This window comes from Gemmatimonadota bacterium, from assembly GCA_009841265.1.
Classification (GTDB): domain Bacteria; phylum JAAXHH01; class JAAXHH01; order JAAXHH01; family JAAXHH01; genus JAAXHH01.
The window spans coordinates 630,127-647,966 of sequence record VXMB01000007.1; the positions used below are offsets into that span (position 1 = coordinate 630,127).

16 protein-coding genes are annotated in these 17,840 nt (G+C 63.5%); 14 read left to right on the top strand and 2 right to left on the bottom strand.

What is annotated here, in order from left to right; genetic code table 11:
• Window positions 1–9 precede the first annotated feature (9 nt).
• From F4X08_04600 to F4X08_04665, 14 genes are all read left to right on the top strand, one after another.
• Window positions 10–2,430 carry a phenylalanine--tRNA ligase subunit beta gene (locus tag F4X08_04600; protein ID MYD25075.1) on the top strand — a complete coding sequence of 807 codons (2,421 nt, stop codon included), beginning with the start codon at window positions 10–12 and terminating at the stop codon, window positions 2,428–2,430.
• Between the two features lie 42 nt (window positions 2,431–2,472).
• Window positions 2,473–2,736 (top strand): cell division protein ZapB, encoded by a 264-nt coding sequence (zapB, locus tag F4X08_04605; protein ID MYD25076.1) that lies wholly within the window; start codon window positions 2,473–2,475, stop codon window positions 2,734–2,736.
• Between the two features lie 94 nt (window positions 2,737–2,830).
• Window positions 2,831–3,181: a cell division protein ZapA gene (locus F4X08_04610; protein MYD25077.1), complete on the top strand. Its 351-nt coding sequence runs from the start codon at window positions 2,831–2,833 to the stop codon at window positions 3,179–3,181.
• A 53-nt stretch (window positions 3,182–3,234) separates the two neighbouring features.
• Entirely contained in the window at window positions 3,235–4,791 is a 1,557-nt protein-coding gene (gene rny, locus F4X08_04615; GenBank protein ID MYD25078.1) for a ribonuclease Y, read from the top strand.
• A gap of 40 nt (window positions 4,792–4,831) precedes the next feature.
• Window positions 4,832–6,139 carry an exodeoxyribonuclease VII large subunit gene (gene xseA, locus F4X08_04620; GenBank protein ID MYD25079.1) on the top strand — a complete coding sequence of 436 codons (1,308 nt, stop codon included), beginning with the start codon at window positions 4,832–4,834 and terminating at the stop codon, window positions 6,137–6,139.
• Window positions 6,140–6,156: 17 nt separating this feature from the next.
• Complete coding sequence (gene xseB, locus F4X08_04625) at window positions 6,157–6,423, top strand: exodeoxyribonuclease VII small subunit (protein MYD25080.1); 267 nt, start codon at window positions 6,157–6,159, stop codon at window positions 6,421–6,423.
• 47 nt (window positions 6,424–6,470) lie between these two features.
• On the top strand, window positions 6,471–7,580 hold the full coding sequence (locus F4X08_04630) for a polyprenyl synthetase family protein (GenBank protein ID MYD25081.1): 1,110 nt from the start codon (window positions 6,471–6,473) through the stop codon (window positions 7,578–7,580).
• Window positions 7,580–8,440 carry an NAD(+) kinase gene (locus F4X08_04635; GenBank protein MYD25082.1) on the top strand — a complete coding sequence of 287 codons (861 nt, stop codon included), beginning with the start codon at window positions 7,580–7,582 and terminating at the stop codon, window positions 8,438–8,440. Before F4X08_04630 ends, F4X08_04635 begins: the two co-directional genes overlap by 1 nt.
• A 32-nt stretch (window positions 8,441–8,472) precedes the next feature.
• Window positions 8,473–10,182, top strand: a complete 1,710-nt coding sequence (gene recN, locus F4X08_04640) for a DNA repair protein RecN (protein MYD25083.1) — start codon at window positions 8,473–8,475, stop codon at window positions 10,180–10,182.
• Window positions 10,183–10,210: 28 nt separating this feature from the next.
• Window positions 10,211–10,771 carry a CDP-alcohol phosphatidyltransferase family protein gene (locus F4X08_04645; protein MYD25084.1) on the top strand — a complete coding sequence of 187 codons (561 nt, stop codon included), beginning with the start codon at window positions 10,211–10,213 and terminating at the stop codon, window positions 10,769–10,771.
• A complete protein-coding gene (locus F4X08_04650; GenBank protein MYD25085.1) occupies window positions 10,768–11,712 on the top strand; it encodes a hypothetical protein in 945 nt (314 codons plus the stop codon). Before F4X08_04645 ends, F4X08_04650 begins: the two co-directional genes overlap by 4 nt.
• A gap of 16 nt (window positions 11,713–11,728) precedes the next feature.
• Complete coding sequence (locus F4X08_04655; protein ID MYD25086.1) at window positions 11,729–12,124, top strand: PqqD family protein; 396 nt, start codon at window positions 11,729–11,731, stop codon at window positions 12,122–12,124.
• On the top strand, window positions 12,121–12,783 hold the full coding sequence (locus F4X08_04660) for an FtsX-like permease family protein (GenBank protein ID MYD25087.1): 663 nt from the start codon (window positions 12,121–12,123) through the stop codon (window positions 12,781–12,783). Before F4X08_04655 ends, F4X08_04660 begins: the two co-directional genes overlap by 4 nt.
• Before the next feature lie 94 nt (window positions 12,784–12,877).
• A complete protein-coding gene (locus F4X08_04665; GenBank protein ID MYD25088.1) occupies window positions 12,878–13,630 on the top strand; it encodes an ABC transporter ATP-binding protein in 753 nt (250 codons plus the stop codon).
• Window positions 13,631–13,697: 67 nt separating this feature from the next.
• Here F4X08_04665 and secA read toward each other — a convergent pair whose 3' ends face one another.
• On the bottom strand, window positions 13,698–16,715 hold the full coding sequence (secA, locus tag F4X08_04670) for a preprotein translocase subunit SecA (GenBank protein ID MYD25089.1): 3,018 nt from the start codon (window positions 16,713–16,715) through the stop codon (window positions 13,698–13,700).
• 212 nt (window positions 16,716–16,927) lie between these two features.
• Complete coding sequence (locus tag F4X08_04675) at window positions 16,928–17,728, bottom strand: RNA polymerase sigma factor RpoD/SigA (protein MYD25090.1); 801 nt, start codon at window positions 17,726–17,728, stop codon at window positions 16,928–16,930.
• Between the last annotated feature and the right edge of the window lie 112 nt (window positions 17,729–17,840).

Sequence of the window (17,840 nt, forward strand, 5' to 3'; positions counted from 1 at the left end):
AAGCGTCCCATGGTGATTAAAGTACCCCTTTCGTGGCTGCAAGCGTACTGCGACATCCCGTGGCCCGTCGAAGAACTGGTGGACCGGCTGGTCATGTCCGGCCTGGAAGTCGACGGCGTCGATACAGTCGGCAGCGACTTAGAGGGGTTCGTCGTCGGACACGTGAAGCGCGTGGATCGCCATCCCAACGCCGACCGGCTTTCACTTTGCACCGTGGACGTGGGGGGCGAGTCCCTGCAGGTCATCTGCGGGGCGCCGAACGTGGCCGCCGGCCAGAAGGTGCCGGTCGCGCGGGTCGGCGCGGTGCTGCCCGGCGGCATGGAGATCCGGAAAGCGAAGATCCGCGGGGTGGAGTCCTTCGGGATGATCTGCTCCGAGGCCGAACTGAACCTGTCCGACGACCACGAAGGCATCATGGTGCTCAATGCCGGCGTCGAACCCGGACAGCCCCTGAAGGACATCGTGGGCGGACTGGAAACGGTGCTGAGCATCGACGTGGGCACCAACCGCCCCGACTGCCTCTCGCTCATCGGCGTGGCCCGGGAGATCACCGCCCTGTCCGGCGGCGAACTGCGCCTGCCGTCCGGCGGCGTCGAGGAAGCGGGTACTCCCGTCGATACCCTGGCCAGCGTCCGCGTCGACGCCCCCGATGACTGCCCCCGGTTCGTGGGCCGCGTGATCACCGGCGTCCGGATCGGGCCTTCGCCGGACTGGCTGAAGAGCCGGATCGAAGCCGCCGGTATCCGGTCCATCAGCAACGTGGTCGACGTGACGAACTATGTCATGCTCGAAATGGGACAGCCGCTGCACGCCTACGACCTGGACCGGCTGGCGGGACGGGGGATCGTCGTTCGCCGCGCCGGGGAGGAGGAGGCCTTCACCACCCTGGACGGGGTGGACCGTACCCTCGACGGCGAGGTGCTGATGATCGCCGACCACGAAACGGGCATCGGCATCGGCGGCGTGATGGGCGGACTGGATACCGAGATCACCCCGGAAACCGACAGGGTCTTCCTGGAAGGCGCCTGTTTCGACGCGGTGCGGGTGCGGCGGGGTTCGAAGGCGCTGCAGTTACAGACGGACGCGTCGCGCCGGTTCGAACGGGGCATGGACCCGGAACTGCAGGGCGAGGCCGTGGGCAGGGCCGCGGGACTGATCGCCGAGGTGGCCGGGGGCGTGGTGGCGGAAGGCATGATCGACGTCCGGACCCCGGCCGGGCCCGATCCGGCGATCCGGTTGCGCACGAGCCGCGTAAACGGGTTGCTGGGCACTGGCCTGGACCGCGACGAGATCGTCGCGTTGCTGCGGCGGCTGCGGTTCGACGTGCGGACCGACGGCGCGGATCTCGAGGTCGGCGTGCCGTCGTTCAGGCGGGACGTGGTTCGCGAAGTGGATCTGATCGAGGAGGTCGCCCGCCTCTATGGTTACGACAGGATCGAACCGGTGGCTTCGGCGCCGCCCCGCGACGATACGGCCGAAGCCCGGGAACGTGAGGAGGCCCTCCGCGGCAAGCAGGACGACCAGCGGCGCCTGCGCGACGCGATGGCCGGGTTCGGCTTCACGGAGGTGGTCACTCACAGTCTACTGCACCCGGACCTGAACCGGCTCATAGATCCAGACCGCCCCAGCGTCATGATCGACAATCCCCTGAGTCCCGAACTCTCCGCCATGCGCACGAGCCTGGCGGCCTCGGTGCTGGGCATCGTGCGTTGGAACGCCAATCGCAAGGTACGAGACATCCGCATATTCGAGGCCGGGCGCGTTTTCTGGTCGAAAGAAGAAGGCCTTCCCGACGAACCCGAACACCTCTGTTTCGCCGTCACGGGGCAGCGCCACAGCCCGCACTGGGACGGCCCTCCGGGGGCCTTCGATTTCTACGATTTGAAGGGTCTGGCCGAGGCACTGCTCGGCCGGTTAGGACTTGACAGGTTCGAAACCGTCCCGTATGATAAGATCGATCCTCTGTTCGATGCAGACCGGACCGGCGAACTGCTCGCGGACGGGGTGCGGACCGGCCGTTTCGGCGCGGTGTCGCACCGGGTTCTCGACCATTACGAGATCCGGGAACCCGTATGGATGGGGGTGATCGACTGCGGCGTCCTCTTCGACCAGGCGTCCGATAGAAGGACCTATCGTGCGCCGCCCAAGTACCCCGCGGTCGAGAGAGACCTGGCTATTGTCGTACCCGAAGAGGTTACTCATCGGGACATACTGAATGAAATCCGCGCGTGTAGCGGCGACCTCCTGGAATCGGTCGAACTGTTCGACGTGTACCGGGGGACGCAGATCGCGGCCCAAAGCAAGAGCATGGCGTACGCCATGCGGTTCAGGTCCGGAGAACGGACGCTGACGGACGCTGAAGTCACGCGGCTTCAGGACAAGGTGCTGCGGCGGTTGGTGAGCCGGTACCGGGCGGAACTTCGCTCCTAGCGTCGTCGAGGCGCGCTGGAATACACCTTTGCGGAGGGATTCATGCAAGAACAATCCATAGAGCTGTTGCTGGGCCGGATCGAATCGATGATCGACATGATCCAGCGCCTGAAGGACGAAAACGCGGATCTGCGCGGCCGGAACCAGAACCTCGAGACGCAGGTCCAGGAACTGCAGCAGCAGCAGGAGCAGTCGGTTACCTCGAAAGAAGAACTGGAACAGGAAAACCAGGCGCTGCGCGTCAAGCAGGACGACATCAAGGCACGTATAGACACGATGCTGTCGCGCCTGGACGTCATCGAGTAAGATCAGTCCGGCTCAGTCCCTGTTTTGACCGTCGCAGTTCGCCTGGCCCCCGGCATGCGTTTGCTGGCCGGTTGCTCACCGGGATGGACCCATTATGGATGACGAGAAAGTCACCGTACGCGTCAACATCTGCGGGACCGAATATCCGATCCAGGCGGAAGAGGAAGCCGAGTACATCCAGCGGATCGCCGCCTACGTGGACGAGCGCATGCGCGAGGTGCCCGTCAGCGTGACCATGCAATCCCTCACCAGCGTGGCGGTCCTCACGGCGATCAGGATAGCCGACGAACTGCACAAGGAACGTGAAAAACAGCAGAACCAGGTCGAATCGGAGTCCATGCATCACGATCGGATCGCGGAACTGATCCGGCGCATGGACGAGTTGATGGAGCACCAGGTTCCTGAACAGGATGAAGAGAAGGAAGACCATGACCGATCTTGTTGAGGAACGGACCATGTCCGGAACAACCGTAGTAATTGAAGAAGGTGGTTGCCACTATGCTTGTGACGATCAGTCTCTACGCAGGCACCGCCCTGATCATGTTTCTCTTCGGATGGTTCATTCGAAAGCGTGTCGAAAAACGTAAGACGGACAGTATGGAGCGCTTGGCAGAGAGCATCCTCGCAGAGGCGGTGGAAGAAGCTGAAACGATAAAGAACACGGCCAGGATCGAAATGGAGGAGGAATCCTACCAGGCCAAGGCAAAATTCGAGCGAGAAAGTAACCAGTCCCGCCAGGACATCCAACGCGTCGAAAAACGGATCTCGATCAGGGAGCAGAACCTGGAGCGCAAGGCCGACTACGTGGCCAAGCGCGAAAAAGGCATTCAGAAGCAATTCCAGTCGCTGGAGGAGCGGGACGAGAAACTGGTGGAATCCGAAGAGCGGCTGGACCAGCTGATCCAGCGGCAGACCGAACAACTCGAGCAATCCGCCGGCATGACGACGGAGGAGGCGAGAAAGGCGCTGCTCAGCAATATCGACGCCCGGATACGCGCCGAAGCCGGCCAGCAAGCCCGCAGCATCATCGAAGAAGCCCGCCAGAACGCGGAGGTCGAAGCCCGGGAAATTATCACGCACGCGATGCAGAAGTACACGCTGGATCACGTGACGGAAACGACGACGTCGGTCATATCCCTCCCCGATAACGAAATGAAGGGACGCATCATCGGGCGCGACGGACGCAACATCCAGGCGTTCGAAATGTCAACGGGGATCGACGTCATCGTCGACGACACCCCCAATGCCGTCGTCCTATCCGGGTTCAACCCCATGCGCCGCGAAATCGCGAAGCTCTCCATGGAGAAGCTCATCCAGGACGGGAGAATCCATCCCGGATTCATCGAGCAGGTCGTCTCCAAGACCCAGGAAGAAATCAGCGATCTGATCCAGGATACGGGCGACCAGGTGCTCTTCGACCTGGGCATTACCGGCGTCCGTCCAGAGTTGGCCATGCTGCTCGGGCAACTGAAGTACCGGATGACCGGCGGTCAGAACGCGCTGCATCACTGCCGCGAAGTGGCCGAGCTGGCGGGAATCATGGCGCAGGAACTGGACCTGGACGTGACCCTGGCCAGGCGCTGCGGACTGCTGCACGACATCGGAAAGGCCGTGGAAGGCGGCCCGGAAGGCGCGCACGGGGAACTGGGAAGATCGGTTGCCGAGAAGTACGGAGAACCGTCCGAAGTGCTGGAATGCATTGACGCCATCCACGGAAATCCGGAAGAGACCACCCCCATGGCCGTCGTGGTCAGAACCGCCGACAGCCTCTCCATGTCCAGGCCCGGCGCGCTCAGGGAACCGCTGGAAAAGTACGTCCGCCGGCTCCGGGAGATGGAACGGCTGGTGAGCTCCTTCGACGGCGTATCCAGGGCCTTCGTCATGAAGGCGGGAAAAGAAGTGCGGGTCATGATCGATCACGAGGAAGTCGACGACCTCCGCGCGGTCCAGCTCGCCACGGAGATCGCCCGCAAGATCCAGGCCCGGATGGAATACTCGGGCCAGATCAAGGTGACGGTCATCCGGCAGACCCGGGCGGTCGAAATCGCCAGGTAGGGGTGTTGCCGGAACAGGCGAGGGAGGAAGGCCAGGCTTGGTGAACGAGGGCGACAACGGCGTACTGACCGTTACCGAACTGACCGCGGGGATCAAGACGCTCCTCGAGGAAGCGTTTCCCTACGTGTCGGTATACGGTGAAATCTCCAACTACAAGCGGCACTCGTCCGGTCATGCCTACTTCTCGCTGAAGGACGACCGCAGCCAGCTGCGTTGCGTCATGTGGCGGTCGGCGAACCGCAAACTGACCTTCGAACCCGAAGACGGCATGGAGGTCCTGGCGCGGGGCGCCCTTTCCGTCTACGACGTGCAGGGGCAGTACCAGCTCGTCGCCCAGCAATTGAAGCCCGTGGGCGCGGGCGTGCTCCAGGCGGCCTTCGAGCGGTTGAAGGCCAAGCTCGAGAAAGAGGGCCTGTTCCGCGAGGAACACAAGCAGGCGCTTCCTTCCTTCCCGGAGCGGGTGGGCGTGGTCACCTCCGCTTCCGGCGCCGCGATCCGGGACATCATCCAGGTCCTGCGCCGACGCGCGCCGTGGGTCTCGATCATACTCCGGCCGGCGCCCGTGCAGGGCGAAGGCGCCGCGGCGGAAATCGCGGCCGCCATCGAAGAGATGAACGATTACGGCGAGGTGGACGTACTGATCGTCGGCCGGGGAGGCGGATCGGTGGAGGACCTGTGGGCGTTCAACGAAGAGGCGGTGGTCCGGGCGGTCTACCAGTCCCGGATCCCGGTGGTCTCCGCCGTGGGACATGAAACGGACTACACGCTGACCGACTTCGCGGCCGATCTCCGGGCGCCCACGCCGTCGGGCGCGGCCGAAATCGTCGTCCGCGACCTGCGGGAATTGAAGGACCGGTCGGAGGCCGTGTTGAGACGGCTTTGCGGAAGCATGACGGGGTACCTGGACCGGTCCCGCCAGCGCGTTGTCACGGCACTGACCAGTTACGGACTCAGGCGGCCCGTCGACCAGATCGGCCAGTACGCCCAGTTTACCGATGAACTGACCCGCCGCCTGGCCGACCGGTGCTTCCACGACCACGAAACACGCGTCCAGCTGGTCGGCGGACTGGCCGGACGGCTCCAGGCCCTCAGCCCGCTCTCCGTCCTGGAACGCGGATACGCCGTGTGCCAGCGCGCGTCGGACGGGCGCATCGTCCGCGACGCGGATGAACTCAGCGTCGACGACCGCGTGAACGTACGCCTGCGCAAGGGCGAAGCGTTCTGCCGGGTCGAGCACCTCCATGACGGGGCGGAACCGACTGAGCCCGCCGCCCGGGGGAAACGGCGCGAGGAAGCGCCGGCCACATTCGGCCTGTTCGATGAATCGAATACCACCGAAACTGCCTGACCGACGGGATACCGAGGATGAACGAGAAGGAAAAACCGACTTTCGAGGAGGCGCTGAAGCGCCTCGAGCACATCGTCGAACGCATGGAACAGGGCGATCTCCCGCTGGATGAATCACTCGCCCTCTTCCAGGAGGGCATCGAGCTTTCCCGGATCTGCACCCGGCAGCTGAACGCGGCGGACGAACACGTGCGCAAGCTGGTGCGCGTGGAGAACGGCCGGTTCGTCATCGAGCCCTTCGAACCGGAATCGCCGCCCAGCCAGGGCAACGACCTGCAGTTCTAGATTCCGGCGACCCCCATCGAGCGTTCCGACAGGACCGCACCAGATGAATGGCGTCGTATATGACCGATACCCCGGGGAAGCAGGACTTCCTCGACGCGCTGGCCGTACGAAAGGAATGGGTGCGCGAGTACCTGGAGGCTGACCGCCGTAAAGTCCTGTTCGTTCCGGAGGACATACACGACGGGGTGTTCAGCTACCTGAAGGCGTCCGGCAAGGTGCTTCGTCCCTGCGTGCTCTACTTCTCCTGCGGTGCCGTGGGCGGCAGGGAGCGGTCCGCAACGCCCGCGGCGGTCGCGGTGGAACTGTTCCACACCTGGACCATCGTGCATGACGACATCATGGACCGGGACGCGCTGCGGCGCGGCACGCCCACCGTCCACGAGGAGTTCCGGCGACGGGCGCTGGCCGGCGGGGCTTTCGACGAAAGAGAAGCCGCCCACTACGGCCTGTCCATCGGGATCATGACCGGCGAGGTCCAGCACGGGTGGGCTACCGGACTCCTGACCGAACTGTACGACGCGAACGCGGACAACGGCGAGGTGGTGATCGAACTCATCCGCTACCTGGAGACGGAAGTTCTCCTGGCCCTCGTAGGCGGACAGGCACTGGACATTCAGTACGCCAAGGCGCCCATGGACAGCCTGGACGAAGCGTCCGTGATCGACATGTTCTGGAGAAAAACCGGCGCGCTCTACGCCTTCGCGGGCGCGGCCGGCGCGATGATCGGCCTGAATACGCCGGACCGGAACCACCCCATGGTGCGGGCGATTTCATCGTTCACCGGGGAATGCGGCGTGGCCTTCCAGTTGCAGGACGACATCCTGGGCCTCACGGCCGACGAGGCCACGCTGGGGAAACCGGTGTGCTCCGACCTCCGGGAAGGGAAGCGCACCCTGCTGCTCGTCCACACCTACCACAAGGCTTCGCCCGCCGAGCGGCGGTTTCTGCTCGACGTCGTCGGAAAACCGGGGGCTACCGACGAGCAGATCGCGGAGGTCCGCGACCTCATCCTGGCACACGGCGGTCTCGACCACGCCCGGACGCTCATGGAACAGCGCGTGGCCGATGCCATTCGAAATCTCGATGCGATTCCCGACTCTTCTTATAAGGGGTACCTGGTCAATTGGGCGGAGTACCTGATCGGAAGGACCTTCTGATGCATCGCGTGGGCATCATCGCCAATCCGGCACGGCCTGTAGTCGCCGGACTGATTCCGGAACTCGTTCGAATGGTCACGTCGCGGTCCGGAAAGCCAACGCTCGCGGCCGACCTGGCGGCCACGGCCGGCGAGGCAGTGGCCCGCCGGGAGTGCGTGGTCGTGGATTCGGACGAACGCGCGGTGGAAGACGTCGACTGGGTCATCGCCATCGGGGGGGACGGCACGCTGCTCAAGACCGCGCGCCTGGTGGGCGCTTCCGGCACCCCCATTCTCGGCATCAATTCCGGAAAGCTCGGATTCATGATGCAGACGACGCCCGGCGATCTCGACGACGCCCTCGAACGCGTCTTCGACGGGCGGTACACGCTGGACAAGCGACTGGTCCTGCAGGGACGGATAGCGAACGGGTCATTTTCGGCGCTGAACGATATCGTAATCGACAAGGGCGCGATCTGCCGGGTCATCGAACTGGGCATCTATATCAATGACGAATACGTCAACGACGTCATGGCCGACGGTCTGATCGTGTCGACCCCGACCGGTTCCACGGCCTATTCGCTGGCGGCGGGAGGCCCGATTCTGGCGCCCGACATGGAAGCGATCGTCGTGTCGCCTATCTGTCCGCATACGCTTTCCAACCGCGCCATGGTGCTCGCCGCGCGGGACCGCATCCGGATCGAAGTCCGGGCGGACCATCCCGATCTCCTGCTCACCGTGGACGGCCAGGAGAACGTGGTGATCCAGCCGGGCAACACGGTCGAGCTTTACCGGGCTGACCACACCATACACCTGATCAGGTTCACGGATCGTTCCTTTTACGATGTCCTGCGCACGAAGCTGAAATGGGGGGAACGCTGAACAACCCGGTCCAGCCGTTCATGTTGTAGCCTATGCTCGCGAACCTGAGGGTCACAAACTACGCGCTCCTGGACAAGGTGGACATCGAGTTCACCCCCGGACTGAACGTGCTCACGGGTGAAACCGGCTCCGGGAAGTCCATCCTGATCGGCGCGCTGGGACTCATTCTCGGCGGCCGGGCCGCGTCGGACACCATACGGGGCGGTGCGAAGTCCGCGATCGTCGAGGGGCTGTTCGAAGGAGAGCGCGACCCGCAACTGCGGGACCTGCTGTCTGAGATCGGCGTGGACCCGGAGGAGGATGGGCTGATCATCCGGCGGGAGGTCAGCCGCGACGGGCGCAACCGGTGCACGATCAACGGCAGCCTGGTCACCGTTTCCGTCCTCAGGAGACTGGGCGTCCTGTTGGTCGACCTGCACGGACAGCACGATCACCAGACGCTGCTGAACCCGCGGACGCACCGGGACTTCCTGGACGGTTTCGAGGACGTACGAACGCCGAAGCAGTACGTCGCCGAAGCCTACCGCCAGTTCACCGAACGGTCAGGGGCCCTTCGGCTGTTGGAGGAGGAACTCGCCGCCACCCGGGAACGGGAGGAACTCTACCGCTTCCAGCTCGACGAGCTCGAGCAGGCGGACCTTTCGCCGGGGGAGGACGAGGAACTGGAGAGGGAGCGGGCTGTCCTGGAGCACGCGGAACAGTTGATCCGGGTCGCTTCCGAAGCTTCCGAGGCGCTCTCCGAGGGCGAGGGTGCCTTCGTCGACGGACTGGTCCGCGTCATCCGCGCGCTGGAGGAAGCGGAGCGCATCGACCCCTCGCTCGGCGGGGCCCTCGAAAGCGTGCGCACCGCGCGCTACCAGCTCGACGACTGCACCGATTTCCTGCGGCGCTACCGCGACCGCGTCGAATACGACCCGGCGCGCCTGGAAGAGGTGCTGGACAGGCTGGATCTCATCGGGCGGCTCAAGCGGAAATACGGCGCGACGCTCGAGGAGGTCGCGGCCCACCGTGCACGGATCGCCGGAGAACTGGAGCGGATGGACACGGCCGACGAACGCCGGAACCGACTGAGCGAGGAAGTGGAAGCGGCCCGGCGTGACCTTGCCGAAAGGGCGAAGGCCCTGTCGGACCGGCGCAAACTGGTTGCCCGCAAGCTGGAAGGCAGGGTCGTGGCGGAACTGGCGGAGCTGGGCATGGGGAAGACGGGCTTCCAGGTCGGGATCGCGTGGCAGGAGTCCGATGACGGACCGTTGCGGATCGACGGACGCGGTTTCCGCGTGGACGCCCACGGGATGGACCGGATAGAATTCCTGATATCGCCCAATGCCGGGGAGGACCTGAAGCCGCTGGCGAGCATCGCATCCGGCGGCGAGATCTCCCGCATCATGCTGGCACTGAAGGTGATCCTGGCCGAATCCGACCGCATGCCGACGCTGATATTCGACGAACTGGACATTGGGATCGGAGGCCGCATCGCCGAATCGGTCGGTCATCGCCTGAAGCTGCTTTCCAGGGACCACCAGGTGCTGTGCATCACCCATCTTCACCAGGTGGCCTGCTGGGGCCGTACGCATTTCACCGTGCAAAAGCAATCGGCCCGCGGCAGGTCGGTCACGCTGGTCGACCACCTGGACGAGGACGGACGGGTCAGGGAAATCGCGCGCATGCTGGCCGGGGAGACGGTGGACGCCATGGCCCTTTCCCACGCCCGCGAGATGCTGCGTCGCACGGCGGTCGTGTGAACCGATTGATCCCGCGAAGGACGGCGGCATGAGTCCGGATTCCGAAGGGAACGGAAGCACGAGACGGTTCTGGACACCGCCCAATGTGCTGTCCCTTTCGCGCATCGCCGCCGTTCCGTTCATTTACTGGAGTTTCGCCGGGGATGCGCGCCTGGCCCTGTACGGACTCGTTGGGTGCGCCTTTCTGACGGACGCGGCCGACGGTTACCTGGCGCGCCGCTTCCACTGGGCATCCCGATGGGGGCTGGTACTCGACCCGTTGGCCGACAAGATCCTGGTCGGCAGCCTGTCGGTCTTTCTGGTCCTGTTCCGGGAATTCCCGCTGTGGGCGGCCGCGCTGATCATCGCCCGCGACCTGTCCATTCTGATTGCGGGCGCGTACCTGTATCTCAAGCCCGGGAACGTGGTCCTGCCAGCCGACCGGGTCGGCAAGCTGACCACCCTGGCCATGGGCGTCGCGCTGGTCCTCTACGTTGTAGAGTGGCAGCCGTACGGAACGTGGGCCCTCTGGGCGGCCCTCTGCTGCGTGGTCGGATCGGGCCTGCACTACATCCTGGAATTCGCGCGGCGGGAAAGAACGGTCACATGAATCGCGGGGCATCGAAATGGGCAGTCACCGGTTGGCATCACCTGTCGTTCGAACGGCCCGAAGACTGGAGCATCGGCGCGGTATCGGGCGATTTTACGACGGGCTATCTGCGGCTCGACGACACGGAGATGCCCCGTTTCGAGCTGAGGTGGGAGCGCACGCGCGGCCGGGAAGCGCCCGATCAGGTGGTCGCGAGGTATCTCAAGAACCTCACCGGAAAGGGCGGGAAGAAGGCGCCGCCCGTCAAGATCCGGCGCGACCTGGCGCTCATCAAGGACGAATCCGTACTGGCGGAACGGACGGTGGAGGGGTTTCACTGGCGGACGGAAGGACCCGAGCCCCTGCAGGCCTACGGCTGCCTGTGGATGTGCGAAACCTGCGGCCGCACGGTCTTCGCCCAGGTCCTCGGACGGGGGGGAGAGTCCATGATGACCCGGGCCTCGAGACTGCTGAGCACCCTGGACGACCACGCGCGCGGCGACACCGCCACCTGGGCCGTGTACGGGCTGCGCATCGAGCTGCCGTCCGACTACGTCCTGAAGCAACACTCCTTCATGACGGGCCGTATCGAGTTGACTTTCCAGCGCGGCGGCGCCAGATTGGAACTGTTACGGATGAGCCTTGCCGAAATGCACCTGGAGGGCCGGACGTTCCCGGACTGGTTCCAGGACACCTATAGCAGCGAAATCGACGTCTGGATCGACGACGCCGGTCCCACGGGCGGACATCCGTCCATCGGAGGGACGGGCCAGGGCGTGGATCCCGAGACGGTGCACAGCCGCATGGCGTGGCTGCCGTGGCGGCGACCGCAAAAAAAACCATTGAGTTGTCGCGGCTGGCATTGTATCGATGGCAATAGGATATATGTGCTGCGACACCAGGATGAATCGCACCGGCCCGAGTTTCTGGATGAAATAGCCGGTACGGTGGTCTGCCACTGATCTCGGGGTCGTAACCATGCAATTGTTTCGAAAGAAGCCGCCCCCGCTGCCCCGAAGGGAGTTGTTGCGCGCGAAGCCGGTTCGCAATGAGAAGCTGACCTGCGAGGAGAACTCCGACGGGGAGATCGTGCTGGGCATTCCGAGGCGCAAGACCTGGTGGATCAACACCATGTCCCGGATGTTCTACGTGCCGAGCCGGCGGACGGTGGTGCTGGACCGGATCGGTTCGTTCCTTTGGGGGTTGTGTGACGGGCAGAATACGGTAGACCACGTCATATCGACGATCCGGACCGAATACAAACTGGAACGCAAGGAAGCGGAGATCTCCACGCTGACGTACCTGAAACAACTCACGGAGAAGGGGTTGATCGGACTGGCCGTGGCAAACAGAAAAGGAGAAAGGAACGCATGACGACGGAATCGGCCGCGACGGCCGGCACGACGGAGAAACAGATATCGCTGCCCCTGTCCAAGGCGATCGAAATCAGCTTCCGCAGCCTGAGGATCCGGTTCTGGCGGTCGCTGATAACGATCGGAGGCATCTTCTTCGGCATCGCCTTTCTCATGTCCATCCTGACCAGCGCCTCCATCAACGAAGCGCTCGTGGAAGGCGGTTCCCCCCAGGTCCGGGCATTGCTGGAACAGAAGGGCGCGGACGGCGATTCCGCGACGCAGCAGGTATGGCTTGTTTCCCTCTCTCTGCTCGTGTGCGTCGTCGGCATCACCAACGCCATGCTGATGTCGGTGACCGAAAGGTACCGTGAAATCGGAACCATGAAGTGCCTGGGGGCCCTGGACAAGTTCATCATTCAACTTTTCGTGCTGGAGTCCACCTTCCAGGGACTGGTCGGATCGGTAGGCGGGGTCATCATGGGCTGCCTGTTCATGCTGATCTCGATGATGACCTCCTATGGATGGGATCCCCTGGTGCTCTTCCCGGTATTTGAGGTGGCCCAAAGCGGCCTGTATTCGCTGGGGGCCGGACTGGGGCTCGCCATCATCGGAGCGCTGTACCCCGCGTACCGGGCATCCCAGATGCCGCCGGCCGACGCCATGCGTACGGAAGTCTGACGAGGGAATACCACCGGAACACTTTGCTGGATGGCATCAAACCGGAAAGTCGACCTGAAAGGGGCGGGAAATGACTGAAGAGCAGACCGCGGTAATGGACGCGCCGGATACCGAAACCCAGAATATCGTGCGCACCCGCGGGGTCAAGCGGGTGTACCAGATGGGCAAGCTCTCCCTGGAGGCGCTCAAGGGCATCGACATGGAGGTCCAGCGCGGGGAGTACATCTCCATCATGGGCCCGTCGGGCTCGGGCAAGTCCACCCTGTTCAACATGATCGGCGCGCTGGACAAGCCCACGGAGGGCAAGGTCTATATCGACGAGGTCGACGTCGCCCAGCTGGACGCCTACGAACTGGCCTGGCTGCGGTGCCGAAAGATCGGCTACATCTTTCAGACCTTCAACCTGATTCCGGTCATGACCGCCCTGGAGAACGTCACCTTGCCGATGATTTTCGCCGGCCTGGCGACGGACGAGGCCATCGACAAGGGCGTCGATCTGCTGACGCTGGTGGGACTCGGCGAACGGGTCCAGCACAAGCCGCTGGAACTGTCCGGCGGGCAGCAACAGCGTGTCGCCGTGGCCCGCGCACTGGCCAACGATCCGGCCATCGTCCTCGCGGACGAGCCCACGGGCAACCTGGACCGGAAGACGGGACGGGAGATCATCGAGCTGTTGCGGGAACTGAACCAGGAAAAGCAGGTGACGATCATTTCGGCGACCCACGATCTGAAGATGCTGGACGTTTCAGACCGCATCCTGTGGGTGCAGGACGGCAGGATCACCAAGAATCAGCGGCGCGAGGAACTGGATCTGGACCTGGGCCAGATCGGCGCCGAAGAGGAATAATCCGACATTTCCGCGAGCCGAACGCGCGAGCCGGACGTAAGGTCGCCTCGACTCGGGCCCGCCGGTATCAGGCGACGCCGGCTCCGCAGCACTTCTTGTACTTCTTCCCACTGCCGCAGGGACAGGGCGCGTTGCGGCCGATTTTCTGTTCGACCCTGACCGGACGGGACGGGTCCCTGTCGGAATGGCCGCCGCGACGTCCGGACCGACCTGACCGTCCGGACCGTCCGCGTTGCTGGACGCCGGCTTCCGCATCGGGATCTTCCGTGGCCGTGCCGGCCATGCCGGCCATGGCCGGGGCTTCCTGGTGAATCGCCCGCATATTGGTCGGGGTTTCCTGGCGCGGCATCCGCGTTTCGGCCAGTTCGGCATTGAAGACGGTCTTGACGATCTCTTCATCCAGCCGGTCCCACAACTCCTCGAACATGGCGTAGGCTTCCTTCTTGTACTGGATCAGGGGATCCAGCTGGCCGTACGCGCGCAGGCCGATGCCCTCCCGCATCCGGTCGATTTCGTACAGGTGCTCCTGCCAGGCGTTGTCGATGACGTGCAGGGTGGCGAAGCGCTCCAGGTCGCGCATCAGTTCCGGCGAAGGCGCCAGGGCCGTTTCCTTCCGCTCGTAGGACTCGAGCATCTTCTCGTTGGCCAGTTCCACCAGTGATTCCACGTTAAGATCCGCCATTTCCTCCTCGGCCACGGCCACGGCCACATGGAAATTCCGGGCCAGGTCGCCGCTCAGCCCGTCCAGGTCCCAGTCCTCGGGATAGGTCTTGGGATCGGTGTATTCCTCCACCTTCCTTTCCGCCAAGCCGCGGATCATCTCGACGACGTCTTCCCTGAGGTTCTTGCGCTCCAGGGCGAGCAGGCGGCGGTCGTACACGGCTTCGCGCTGCTGGTTCATGACGTTGTCGTATTCGAGCACGTGCTTCCGCATGTCGAAATGCTGGGCTTCCACCCGCTTCTGGGCCCGTTCGATGGACCGGGTCACCATGGAGTGCTCGATCACTTCTCCGTCCGGTATCTTCAGGCGGTCCATGACGGAGGCGATGCGCTCGGAGCCGAAGAGCCGCATCAGGTCGTCCTCGAGCGAGAGGTAGAACCGCGACGAACCCGGGTCCCCCTGGCGTCCGGAACGCCCGCGGAGCTGGCGGTCGATGCGCCGGGCTTCGTGGCGTTCGGTTCCGATGATGTGGAGGCCGCCGAGATCGACTACGCCGGTGCCGAGCTTGATGTCGGTGCCCCGGCCCGCCATGTTCGTAGCGATGGTCACCGAACCGGGCTGGCCTGCCTTCGCGATGATCTCGGACTCCTGCTGATGGAACTTGGCGTTCAGCACGTTGTGCTTGATACCCCGGCGCTTCAGCATGCGGCTCAGCGTTTCAGAGGCGTCGACGGAGGTGGTCCCGATCAGGATGGGCTGGCGCTTTTCGTTCAATTCCTCGATTTCATCGATGACGGCGTTATACTTCTCACGGCGGGTGCGAAAGACCACGTCGTCGTGGTCGGTGCGACGGATCGGTTGATTGGTCGGGATCTCCACCACGTCCATCTTGTAGATCGCGAAGAACTCGCTCGCCTCCGTAACGGCCGTGCCGGTCATCCCCGCCAGCTTGTCGTACATGCGGAAGTAATTCTGTATGGTGATGGACGCGACCGTGCGCGTTTCCTGCTCGATCTTCACGCCTTCCTTGGCCTCGATGGCCTGGTGCAGGCCCTCGGCCAGCCGCCTGCCGTACATCAGCCGGCCCGTGAAGGTGTCCACCAGGACGACCTTCCCGTTCTCAATGACGTAATCGATGTCTTTTTCGTAGATCGCGTAGGCCTGGAGCAGCTGGTGCATGTTGTGGATGCGTTCGCTGCGTTCGGCGTAGAGTTTCTCCAGTTCGGCTTTACGTTCGCCCTGCTGCTCCTCGCTCAGACTGGCGTCCGACTCGATTTCCACGATGCCTTCGCCTAGGTCGGGTATGATGAAGAGTTCCTGTTCGCCCGGCGAAAGGAGCTCCCGGCCCTTCTCGTTGATTTCGGTATGGCGGGTCTTCTCGTCGACCGTGAAGAAGAGCTCGTCGTCCAGAACCGGCATCTTCTTCTCCCGGATAAAGTCCCCCTCTACCTGCTGGATCAGCTTCTTGATGCCGGGTTCCTGCTGCAGCTTCAGGAGTTTCTTGTTCTTCGGCATGCCCCGCTGTGCCTGCAGCAGCTTGATCCCGGCGTCGTAGTCGTCCTCCTCGTTTTCCAGCATCGCTTCCGCCTCCGAAACGATCTTCGCCGCGAAACGGGTCTGGGCCCGCACGAGTTTCTGGACGTCCGGCAGGGATTCGGCGTACTTGCCGGTGTTCGACTCGCTCACCTGGCCCGCGATGATGAGAGGCGTGCGCGCTTCATCGATCAGGATGGAATCCACCTCGTCCACGATCGCGTAAGGGTGGCCCCGCTGCACGCGGTCCTCAAGGCGCCACTTCATGTTGTCCCGGAGGTAGTCGAAGCCGAATTCGTTGGTGGTCCCGTAGGTCACGTCCGCCTGGTAGCCTGCTTTCTTCCGCTCCACATCGGGATCGTTGTTCTGCAGACACTCGACTGTGAGCCCAAGGAACTCGAAGACCGGTCCCATCCAGGCCCGGTCGCGCTTGGCGAGGAACTCGTTGTGCGTCACCAGGTGGGCGCCGCGTCCGGTAAGTCCGTTGAGATACATGGGGAAAAGGGCCACGAGCGTCTTGCCCTCTCCCGTTGCCATCTCGGCGATCTTGCCTTCGTGGAGCACGATCCCGCCGATGATCTGCACGTCGTAGGGCGTCATGTCCCACACCATGTCGCCCTGGCCGGGGACGAACCACGACCTGCCGATCATGCGCCTGCAGGCTTCCTTGACCAGGCCGAAGGCTTCGGGAAGGATGTCGTCCAGTTCCTCGCCGTCCTCCCACCGGGCTCGGAACTCCCGCGTTTTATCGGGAAACTGGGCTTCGTCGAGCGCCTGGTATTCGTCGGCCCATTCATTGACGGCCTCGACGAGCGGTTCCATCCGCTTGACGTCCCGGTCGTGCTTGGTCCCGAAAGCGCTGGCGATCAGGTTCTTGATCGGGGTGATCATGGTCTTAAGGTCCTTGGTTCAGCGTCCCGCCGGCACGCTATACCGGCCTGTACTCCAACCATGAAACTTAAGGGAGCGGCCGGATGGGGACAACTCTTTTCTTCGCACCGGAACGGTCGGTTCCGGGCTGCTGCCGCCCATGAAAAAACCCCGGCGGGCAGGCGTGCGCGCCGGGGTTGCGTGCGGTATTCAAGCGGCAGGACATGCCCCTGTCAGTCGTCGTCCCGGAGGTAGGGACTGAGCTTGCCGCTACGGGTCGCGTGACGCAGACGCTGCAGCGCCCGTTCCTTGATCTGGCGGATCCGCTCACGCGTCAGGCCGAAACGGATGCCGATCTCCTCGAGCGTGTGGGCCCTTTCCGAACCCACGCCGAAGTACAGGCGGATCACTTCCGCTTCGCGGGGCGGCAGGGTGTCCAGCACCTTACCGACGTCCGACTTCAGGAACTGCAGCATGGTGCTCTCGTCCGGCGCCGTCTGCATTTCATCGGGCAGGAGGTCGAGCAGGCTGCGGTCGTCGTCGTGATTGAAGGGTACGTCCAGGGAAATGCAGTGGCTGAACGAACTGAGAGCCTCGTTGATCTCTTCGACCGAAATATCCATTTCCTCGGCGATTTCATCGATATCGGGCTTGCGGCCGAGTTCGTGCTGCAAGTGCTTTGAGGTCTGCTTGATGCGGCGAAGTTCTTCGGAGCGGTTGACGGGGACGCGAACGGTCCTCGACTGATTGGCTATGGACTGTATGATGGCCTGGCGTATCCACCAGACGGCATAGGAGATGAACTTGTAGCCCCTGGTTTCGTCGAATTTCTTGGCGGCCCGCATGAGACCCATGTTGCCCTCGTTGATCATGTCCAGCAGGGGCAGGCCGTAGTTCTGGTACTGGCGGGCCACGCTGACGACGAACCTGAGATTGGCCTTCACCAGCTTGTCCAGCGCATTCTGGTCGCCCTGCTTGATCAAACGGGCCAGCCGCACTTCCTCCTCGGCCGTGATCAAGGGATACTTGGACATTTCGGCCAGGTAGCGGTACAGCGCCTGTTCGTACCTGGCCCCATTTCCATAGGATTCCTGGTATGATGTGCCGATCTTCCCTCACCTCCCCCTCGCGACATGCGCACTGCGC